At 40.3% G+C, this 6,890-nt stretch carries 7 protein-coding genes; 2 read left to right on the top strand and 5 right to left on the bottom strand.

Features of this window, described 5'->3' with window-relative positions; genetic code table 11:
* Positions 1–97: 97 nt before the first annotated feature.
* Together rdgB and BLR27_RS14420 are read right to left on the bottom strand one after the other, a co-directional pair.
* Positions 98–676, bottom strand: coding sequence for an RdgB/HAM1 family non-canonical purine NTP pyrophosphatase (gene rdgB / locus BLR27_RS14425; protein WP_090706036.1), 579 nt, complete (start codon positions 674–676; stop codon positions 98–100).
* A 1-nt stretch (position 677) separates the two neighbouring features.
* Positions 678–1,271, bottom strand: coding sequence for a hypothetical protein (locus BLR27_RS14420; RefSeq protein WP_090706034.1), 594 nt, complete (start codon positions 1,269–1,271; stop codon positions 678–680).
* Between the two features lie 361 nt (positions 1,272–1,632).
* On the opposite strand from BLR27_RS14420, the gene BLR27_RS14415 reads away from it, so the two are divergent.
* Entirely contained in the window at positions 1,633–2,997 is a 1,365-nt protein-coding gene (locus tag BLR27_RS14415; RefSeq protein ID WP_090706043.1) for a peptidylprolyl isomerase, read from the top strand.
* Positions 2,998–3,000: 3 nt separating this feature from the next.
* Positions 3,001–3,966 carry an AAA family ATPase gene (locus tag BLR27_RS14410; protein ID WP_090706032.1) on the top strand — a complete coding sequence of 322 codons (966 nt, stop codon included), beginning with the start codon at positions 3,001–3,003 and terminating at the stop codon, positions 3,964–3,966.
* Here the strand turns inward: BLR27_RS14410 and BLR27_RS14405 are convergent.
* From BLR27_RS14405 to cysS, 3 genes are all read right to left on the bottom strand, one after another.
* Complete coding sequence (locus BLR27_RS14405; protein ID WP_090706030.1) at positions 3,963–4,277, bottom strand: phosphoribosylpyrophosphate synthetase; 315 nt, start codon at positions 4,275–4,277, stop codon at positions 3,963–3,965. The genes BLR27_RS14410 and BLR27_RS14405 overlap by 4 nt on opposite strands.
* A gap of 147 nt (positions 4,278–4,424) precedes the next feature.
* Positions 4,425–5,297, bottom strand: a complete 873-nt coding sequence (locus tag BLR27_RS14400; RefSeq protein ID WP_090706028.1) for a Cif family virulence factor — start codon at positions 5,295–5,297, stop codon at positions 4,425–4,427.
* Positions 5,298–5,426: 129 nt separating this feature from the next.
* Positions 5,427–6,887 carry a cysteine--tRNA ligase gene (cysS, locus tag BLR27_RS14395; RefSeq protein ID WP_090706027.1) on the bottom strand — a complete coding sequence of 487 codons (1,461 nt, stop codon included), beginning with the start codon at positions 6,885–6,887 and terminating at the stop codon, positions 5,427–5,429.
* Positions 6,888–6,890: the final 3 nt, after the last annotated feature.

The raw sequence follows: 6,890 nt of genomic DNA, 5'->3' as shown, positions 1-6,890 counted from the left end.
TTGCCTTCAAAAACTGATCCTGCGAAAAGTACGGAACCGAAGACTCCTGTAAAAGCTCCTGTTAAAGTGCTGCCTAAGCCAGTTGCAAAGCCGGCGCTTAAGAATATTCAGAATTAAGAAAGCTGATCAGCTTCTGCATGGCTTTTGCCCGGTGGCTGATCCTGTTTTTCTCTTCGGGAGACATTTCTGCGAAACTTATATCATATCCTTCCGGTACGAAAATAGGGTCATAACCAAATCCCTTGCTTCCTGATCGCTGCAAGGTGATGTTGCCTTCAATACTTCCTTCAAAAAGATGCTCTTTACCTCCTTTGATCATAGATATCACTGTTTTGAACCGTGCTTTACGATCTGTTTTCCCGGATAAACGCTCCAAAACAAGGCTCATATTGTCCTCAAAATCACGACTTCCGGAATAATGGGCAGAATTTACGCCCGGCTCACCACCTAAAGCATCTATTTCGAGCCCCGAATCATCGGCAAAGCAATCTATATGGTAGCGTTCATAAACATAACGGCTTTTCTGACCTGCATTTTCAGCAAAGGTATCTCCCGTTTCAGGAATTTCATCCAGGCATCCAATATCATTCAGGCTTTTCAGGATAATATTACTCCCGATCATCGCCTGTACTTCATCAACCTTATGCTGGTTATTGCTCGCGAAAACAAGTTCCATATTAAAATTCCTTCATTATTGCCCAGAACTCTTTTTTCTTAGTAACATCACTGATCATTTCATCGATACTGAAGGTGCTGAAAAGCTTCACATTGGCATGATTCTCCACTTTATTGGAACTGATACCGGGAAGTGCGATCCGCTGGGGATTAATTCCGAAAAGTACCAGTTTGCTGCAGCTAAAAAACTCCTTTATCTCACTGATGGTAGTGTCAGGGAACTGATCTAAATTTAGAATGGCAAGATCCCTTAATTCCAAACCTTTGGCAGACATGATCTTAAGGAGAGTTTCTTTATGCAGGCTGCTTATCTCCCTGTTCTTTGTATCATCGATCAGGATCAGGAAATACTTGTTGTTTTCGCCGAGGTATGTGAATTCTTTAGCCTTTTTTATTTCTGCAGGCTCTGGAACAGGTAAAGCAGCAGGTATTTCAGGCAGCATTGTTCTTTCGGCCTGAACAGCCTTATCTGGCTCAGTGGGCTTCTCAGTCTTAATACTATTTTCAGGATGCTCAGCCTTTTGATCAAGGATGTAAATATCCTCGGTCATTAAGAGTTTGAGCGCATTGAATTCATTTGTATGAAGGGTAGACATGAATTAGTTTTTTTTAACCTTAAAGCAGATGCAAACTTAATAAAGCATCTGTTAAAATTAGTTAAATGGATGCAGCTTCTTTTTCAAAAGCTTAACTTAGCAGTTCTGTGTAGTATGACTGATTTTTGAACCGGGCTCATATTAAACATTTTATGAAGTATGTTTGTTCTAAAGGGGTCAATTAAGGGTTTTTTACCTAAAAACGACACCTATTTATTTAAATAATTGAATTATGAATTATATCTGATAATTTTGCAGAATTCAATTAGTTAACAAGCTCTTATAGGGGCTTATGTTTTTTATAGGGAATACAATGAATTTTGCAGTTTTTAAACTGCTTGAAATAAGAGAAATACAAGAAATGAGAAAGACCTTAGGGATATTAACCGGACTATTATTTTTTACCCTTGTCCAGGTAAGCGCACAAACAAAATCTAAATCCCTTGATAAAGTAGCAGCGGTTGTAGGAAGCTCGATCATTTTGCAGTCAGAAATAGAAATGCAATACTCGCAATACCTGGCTCAGGGAAACCCGGCAGATCCTGCTATTAAATGCAGTATTTTGCAAAGTCAGCTTTCGCAGAAGATCCTTGGTCAGCAGGCAATTATTGACTCCGTTACTGTAACTGATGATCAGATTGATGGTGAAATTGAAAGACGTTTACGTGCAATGAGTGGAAGGGCAGGAGGGCAGGAACGCCTGGAAACCTTTCTTGGCCGTTCATTGATACAATATAAGGATGAGATCAGACCGGATATCAAAGAGATGCTGGTTGCACAGAAAATGCAAGCCAAGATCACCGAGAATGTAGCGGTTACTCCTCTTGAAATTAAACGATATTTCGATGCGATTCCAAAAGATAGTTTACCCTTCTTTAATACTGAGGTAGAAATTGCGGAGATCATAGTTTATCCTAAGCTTAGCAAGGAAGAAAAGGAAGTTTTTCATGATAAGGCCGAAGTATTAAGACTGAGGATCAAGGGCGGAGAAGATTTTGCTACTCTTGCAAGTTTATATTCTCAGGATCCTGGTTCAGCTCGTGATGGTGGTGACCTGGGCTTTATGGATAGAAGCGGACTTGTTAAGGAATTTGCAGCTACAGCGTTTAAACTTAAGCAGGGTGAATTGTCATCAGTTATTGAAACTGAATTTGGATTCCACGTGATGCAGGTTATTGAAAGACGTGGTGAGCAGGTGAATGTAAGACATATCCTTATCAAAACAGAACCTACACCAGCAAGTCTTGACCGTGCAAAAGCACATATTGATAGTATTTATACAACATTAGCAGATAAAAAGATGGATTTTGGGGCTGCAGCCACACTTTATTCTGATAATAATGAAACTAAATATAATGGCGGTATGATGCTGAATGCTGAGAATGTTCAGAGCCGTACTACTTTTATTCCTACTGATAAACTGGATCCTCAAATCTTCTTAACAGTTGATACGATGAAGGTTGGAAGTATTTCTAAACCATCACTATTTACTGCTGCCGACGGAAAGAAAGGATATCGTATTTTAAGTCTTAAATCAAAGACCGGTCCGCATCAGGCAAGCCTGGATCAGGATTTTCCAAAGATCAAGGAAGTAGCTTTTGAGGATAAGAATAACCGTACGATCAGTGAATGGTTTGAAAAACGCAGAAAGATCACTTACATTAAAATTGACGCTGAATTCCAAACATGCCCTGAACTGGCAGGCTGGACAACAGCAAAAAATTAAGGAATGAAAATCTATAGTTCTGATGTCGAAGCCGTAGATGCATTGCACCTGTCTTATAATAGGATAAGGGAAGAAATTGCACAGGTAATTGTCGGTCAGGATGAAGTGGTAAAATCAGTTCTTATTTCAATCTTTAGTAACGGACATTGCCTTTTGGTGGGTGTTCCAGGCTTAGCAAAGACACTTCTTGTTCAAACTGTTGCAGAGGTTCTTGATCTTAGCTATAACCGGATACAGTTTACTCCAGATCTGATGCCTTCTGATATTTTAGGATCAGAGATCCTAGGTGAGGATCGTACGTTCAAATTTATACGCGGACCGATCTTCTCGAACATCATTCTTGCGGATGAGATCAACAGAACACCGCCAAAAACTCAGGCAGCCTTACTGGAGGCTATGCAGGAGAAGGTTGTAACGGTTAGCGGAGAGACACATCGGCTGCCACAGCCATTTTTCGTTCTGGCTACTCAAAATCCTATTGAGCAGGAAGGTACTTATCCCTTACCTGAAGCACAGTTAGACCGTTTCATGTTCAATATTTTTCTTACTTATCCATCTTTTGAAGAAGAGCTGCAGGTAGTTAGAAATACCACGGCGAACCGTAAAGTGGAACTCAAAAAGTTATTGAATGCTGCAGAGATCAGTTATTTCCAGCAGTTGGTAAGGAATATTCCTATTGCTGATAACGTTCTTGAATATGCGGTATCAATTGCCGCAAAAACTCGTCCCGGTACTGCTACAGCAACAGATGAGATTAATAAATTCTTAAGCTGGGGTGCAGGCCCAAGGGCTTCTCAGTTTTTAGTACTGGGTGCAAAATGTCATGCCGCCATTTCCGGTAAATATTCTCCTGATAAGGAAGATGTACGTGCTGTTGCTGAATCAATTCTCAGACACCGTATCGTCCGTAATTATAAAGCGGAAGCCGAAGGGATCAGTACTGAAATGATCATCAGTAACCTGCTTTAATCTTTTACTTTAACATTTGATAAAAATGCTGAAATGTGCTCGTCGGAATACGCGCCATAGGCATCGATAATAATTCCTTTGTGGCCATCTTTGCTTTCTAAAGCATATATCACCGAACTATCTTCCGGATCACTCATTCCTTCAAAGCGATAATACTCTGTGATCATAAGATCATCGGCAGCAAATTTTTCACTTATCTTATCACAATGCAGGCATGAATCCTGATATTGAAAATCAAAGGTAAAGCCTCTGTTCCGCAAGCCGTCAACAGCTTCAAGCAGATTTTTATAGTTGTGTGGATTTGTGCTCATAATTATATTCATTAAGATTTAAAGTAATGTGCTTTAAGTGTCACCTGATCTGGAGAAAGATTCAGACAAAATGGATTTTATGAATCAGTGCGATCACACTCCTGAACTACACTGTCAGCCCCTGTATTACAGCTAAAATCGAGCCAATTACTCTCCTGCCGGACTGAAGATCTCCAAAATAACATTCCATTTAAATCCTTCCTGTGATTCCCAAATTCTGACATAATGGAATTTGGTGCTCACATTATTTCTTGTAATTAATGCGTTTCCATAGGTATAGGCAAGGTCGCTTCCTGGGGCACGGTTGGCAACGGTAGGTTTAGTTTCAATACTAACCTGTTGTTTTCTAAGGAAATTATTGATCTTTGTTTTGCCTGTAACAGGCTCATGACCGGGGAACAAAAGTCGGCCTTCATCTGCAAAAAATGAATCATAGGCCAAACTCTGGTTTTTGATCAGTGTATTGGAAAATAGTTTGTCGGTTGTCAGGATCATATCCTCTCTTTGCTTCAGCCTGCCCTCTGAAGGCTGTCTGAAAAACTTAAAGCTTTTTGGGTCCGTAAAGTTTAAACTGGCTTCAGTTAATGGTTTGGGATGGGAAATACCCAGATCTAGCGCCAATTTCCATACTCCTTTATTATTTGCTCGCCAAACAGAAAGGTATTGCCCATAAGAAGTCGTTGAATCGTTTGCTGAAGTATAAGAATAGGGCCCGCTTGTAAAACCCCAGTCGCCGCTTTTGGATATTTTGGCAAATACAGGCGTCCAGTCCAGCTGACCTTGATCATCATTTGATTTTTTGTCGAAAAAGTCTTCGGCTTTTACAGGATTGGGCCTGAACAGAATAGTTTCATTATCCGAAACCTTTAAAAATGCATCCCTGATCCCTTTATCTTTGGCATATGCAGCAAAATAGTTCTCGGCTGCAAGCAGTGAATTGACTCTTCCATTGCTTAACTGAGCAAAATTGTTCTTTGAAGCTAAAAGGAATAAAGCTATAAGCAGGAGATATCGGTTCATACCATTTTTTTTATTAATAGTACGTAGGCATGAATGATGCCATAATAAAGAAAATAGCCATTGTCAAAATAAAAACCTGAGTTCCGCAATGAATTATTGCCGGTAACACTGGTCTTTTTTAAATTCGATTTAGATCTTGTTCCAGGTAGTACCCTCCTTATTGTCTTTCAATTGGATCCCTAAAGAGTTTAAGCCAATTCTGATCTTGTCTGAAGTAGCATAATCTTTATTTGACTTAGCTTCAGTTCGTAATCCGATGATGAAATCAAGCAGCTTTCCCATATCATCGGTCTGGTCGCTTTCTTCTTTAAGTCCTAACACTTCAAAAACAAAATTGTTCATCAGTTTCTTCAGATCAGCAATGTCAGCCAGTGTTGCAGCTGTTTTACCATCATAGATACTGTTGATAAGGTGAACAGCTTCGAATAGCTCGGCGATAAGAACGGGGCTGTTAAAGTCATCGTTCATGGCTGCGTAACATCTGTCAGACAAGCTTTTCAGATCGATCTCAGATTGCTGTGCGGGACTTAATTTCTCAAGTAATGAATAGGCATTCATCAGGCGCTTAAAGCCCTTGTCGGATGCTTCTAATGCCTCGTTGGAAAAATCTAATGTGCTTCTGTAATGTGCCTGAAGCATAAAGAACCGTACAGACATAGGGGAGAAGCCGCGGGAAAGCAGTTCGTGTTCACCCGTAAAAAGCTCATAGGGTAAAAACCCATTACCTTTTGATTTTGACATTCGGGTACCATTCACTGTAAGCATATTGGTATGCATCCAGTATTTAGCCGGAGTAACATGATTACAAGCCTGGGATTGTGCGATCTCATTGGTATGATGGGTAGCTGCAAGATCCATACCTCCTCCGTGGATGTCAAAATTATCGCCCAGGTATTTACTGCTCATAGCAGAACATTCAATATGCCAGCCCGGGAAACCTACTCCCCATGGGGAAGGCCAGCGCATAATATGCTCAGGTTTTGCTTTGATCCAGAGTGCAAAATCAAGCCTTCCTCTCTTTTCATTTTGACCGCCCAGCTCTCTGGTATTTTCCAGCAGATCATCTAACTGCCTGTTAGTTAATATTGTATAATTAAACTCTTTGCAATATTTTTCTACATCAAAATAAACGGTGCCATTTACTTCATAGGCATATCCATTCTCAAGGATCTGCTTAACCATTTCGATCTGCTCAATAATATGACCCGTTGCGGTTGGCTCAATATTGGGAGGAAGAGCATTAAAAAGCCTCATTACATCATGGAAACCAAGTGTGTATTTTTGAACGATCTCCATCGGCTCCAGCTGCTCAAGCCTGGCTTTTTTGGCGAATTTATCATCTCCTTCATCCATATCACCCTCAAGATGACCTGCATCTGTGATATTACGGACATATCTTACCTTATATCCGGAATGCAGCAGATAGCGGTAGATCAGGTCAAACGAGACAAAAGTGCGGCAATTTCCTAAATGAACATCACTGTAAACAGTTGGGCCGCAAACATACAATCCAACCAATGGCGGATGAAGAGGCTCGAATTTTTCTTTAGTTCTCGAAAGGGTATTATAAATGACCAGATTACTATCCATAGT

It is taken from the genome of Daejeonella rubra (assembly GCF_900103545.1).
In the GTDB taxonomy this organism is placed as follows: domain Bacteria; phylum Bacteroidota; class Bacteroidia; order Sphingobacteriales; family Sphingobacteriaceae; genus Daejeonella; species Daejeonella rubra.
The sequence above is the reverse complement of the archived record's forward strand: the minus strand, read 5'-3'. Positions and strand labels throughout refer to the sequence as shown.